The organism is Ramlibacter sp. (assembly GCF_035706265.1).
Lineage (GTDB): Bacteria > Pseudomonadota > Gammaproteobacteria > Burkholderiales > Burkholderiaceae_C > Ramlibacter.
This window is the reverse complement of sequence record NZ_DASSVG010000371.1, coordinates 1-2,409: the sequence shown is the minus strand read 5'-3', so window position 1 is coordinate 2,409 and position 2,409 is coordinate 1. Positions and strand designations below refer to the sequence as shown.

Genomic DNA, 2,409 nt, shown 5'->3' with positions numbered 1-2,409 from the left:
GTGCAGGCGTTCTCGGCCTCCGGGCTCGCAGCGCCGGCGCCGGTCGCGGCCAGCGCGGGCAAGTACACCGTCCGCGTCTTCGGCACCGGACTGGCCACGCAGAAGTCCGCGGCGGACCTCGGCTCCGCCGACCAGGTGATCGACTTCTCGTATTGAGGCCTGCAGCCCCCCGGAGCTTCCGCCGATGCGGCGGCTCCGGGGAAGTCGGTCCGCCCATGGGGCCGAACGCGCGCCGCAGTTCCTACTTCCGCAGGATGCTCTCCATCTTCTTGCCCTTCGCGAGCTCGTCGACCAGCTTGTCGAGGTAGCGGATGCGCTGCATCAGCGGATCCTCGATGGCCTCCACGCGGACGCCGCAAACCACGCCCTTGATCAGCGCGGCGTTCGGGTGCAGGGCCGGGGCCTGGGCGAAGAAGGTCTCGAAGTCGTTGCCCTGCTCGATCTGCCGTTGCAGGCCGGCCCGGTCGTAGCCGGTCAGCCAGCAGATCACCTGGTCGACTTCTTCCTTCGTGCGGTTCTTGCGCTCCGCCTTCTGCACGTACAGCGGATACACCTTCGCGAACGGCATCGTGAAGATGGATTGCCTCGCCATGGGCTTGCCTCCCGGCCGGGTGCGGCCCGACGGCGGATCGGGCCGGACACTTGAAAAAGGCCGAGCCTACTCCTTCTCGATCCCCGCGCCCGTGATGATCTTGCGCCACTTCTCCGACTCGGCGCCCTGGAACTTGCGCAGGTCCTCCGGGCTGCCGGCCAGCGTCTCGAAGCCGCTCTGGGCATAGAAGGCGCCCACGGTCTGGCTCTTGTTGGCGCGGCCGAGGATGTCGTTCAGGCGGGCCACCACGTCCGGCGGCGTGCCGGCGGGCACGTAGGCGGCGAACCAGAAGCTGATGTCGTAGCCCTTGACGCCCGCCTCGCTGATGGTCGGCACTTCCGGCGCCAGCGACGTGCGCTTCAGGGTCGACACGCCGAGCGCCTTCACCTTGCCGGCCTTCACCTGCGGCAGCCCCGTGGTCATGTCGGTGATCATCATGTCGATCTGGCCGCCGATCAGGTCCGTCACCGCGAGCGGGTTGCTGCGGTAGGGGATGCTCAGGACGTGGGTGCCCGTCATCTGCTTGAACATCTCGCCGGCGATGCGGCTGGAGGAACTGCCGTAGCCGAAGGAGAGCTTGCCGGGCCGGGCCTTCGCGAGCTTCACCAGGTCCTGCACGCTGTTGACCGGCACGTTGTTGTTCACGATCAGGATCTGCCCGCCCTTGGAGAGCAGCGTCACCGGCTCGAAGTCCTTCACGGGGTCGTAGGGCAGCTTCTTGAACAGGTGCTCGTTGGCCGCGTGCGTGGTGTTGGTGGTGATGAAGACGCTGTAGCCGTCCTTCGGCGCCTTGGCGGCGGCCTGCGCGCCGATGAACGCGTTCGCGCCCGGCTTGTTGTCCACCACCACCGGCTGCTTCGTCTCGTTGGTCACGGCCTGGCCCAGCGCGCGGGCCAGTTGGTCCGTGGCACTGCCCGCCGCGAACGGCACGATGAAAGTGATCGGCTTGTCCGGGAAGTCGGCCAGGGCGGCCAGCGGGGCGGCCGCGAGCAGGGCGGCCAGGATGCAACGACGTCGGTTCATGGGTTTGTCTCCAGTTCGATGGTGAGGGAAAGCAGCAGCCCCGACAGCGCCTTGCCGTGGCTGTCGAGGTTGAGGGATCCGTTGACGCCGCCGTCCAGGACGTCGTCGAGCACGAAATTCATCGCATGCAGCCGGGGCAGCAGGTAGCGCCGCACCTGCGTCGGCCGGCGGTCGGCGAACAGGGCGGCGACGCGTTCCTCCGTCACCTGTTCCACGAGTACGGGCCAGTGCTTCGCGTCGTACGCGACCAGGCTGATCGAGGAACGGTTGCCCTTGTCGCCGGTGCGCGCGTGCGCCAGGGAATGCAGCAGCACGGTGCTCATTGCGCGAAGCTCCAGGCGGGTTGCAGCCATTCGCGCGGCACGTAGCAGGAGTCGCTGGCGAGGCGCGGCGTCACGGCCGTGCGCACGCCGCCGCCGCCGGCGGGCCCGCAGGTGTAGAGGGCCAGCACCTCGCGGGTGACGGCCTCGGCTTCGTCGCGCGCCGACGAGGCCGCGGCGATGCGCAGCCGCACGTCCTCCCGTTGCGGCAGCTGCCGGTGCTGCCACCACTCGCCGGCGTCGTCGGCCAGCACGCTGGCCACGCCGATGAGGTCGGCCCGCAGGGGCAGCCCACCCAGCCCGAGCTGCCGCAACCGGTCGCGCACGATCTCGGCGGCCAGGCGCGCGCGGGCCGCCGCATTCGGGCCCGCATAGGAGATCTCGCCCTCGGCCAGCCAGCCGCCCTCGTAGCAGAGCGTGGCCTTGTAGGTGGCGGGCCGCGGGTGCCCGCGCACGCCGCAGACGCGGATCCGA

At 69.6% G+C, this 2,409-nt stretch carries 4 protein-coding genes; all 4 read right to left on the bottom strand.

The window, feature by feature from the left end; translation table 11 throughout:
* Positions 1–241: 241 nt before the first annotated feature.
* Positions 242–592: a DUF2200 domain-containing protein gene (locus VFM98_RS13490; RefSeq protein ID WP_325110434.1), complete on the bottom strand. Its 351-nt coding sequence runs from the start codon at positions 590–592 to the stop codon at positions 242–244.
* A 66-nt stretch (positions 593–658) separates the two neighbouring features.
* A complete protein-coding gene (locus VFM98_RS13485; RefSeq protein WP_325110433.1) occupies positions 659–1,615 on the bottom strand; it encodes a tripartite tricarboxylate transporter substrate binding protein in 957 nt (318 codons plus the stop codon).
* Positions 1,612–1,938, bottom strand: a complete 327-nt coding sequence (locus VFM98_RS13480; RefSeq protein WP_325110432.1) for an AtuA-related protein — start codon at positions 1,936–1,938, stop codon at positions 1,612–1,614. Before VFM98_RS13480 ends, VFM98_RS13485 begins: the two co-directional genes overlap by 4 nt.
* Positions 1,935–2,409 (bottom strand): acyclic terpene utilization AtuA family protein (locus VFM98_RS13475; RefSeq protein WP_325110431.1); only part of this gene is annotated, 475 nt, incomplete at its 5' end. The genes VFM98_RS13480 and VFM98_RS13475, both read right to left, overlap by 4 nt.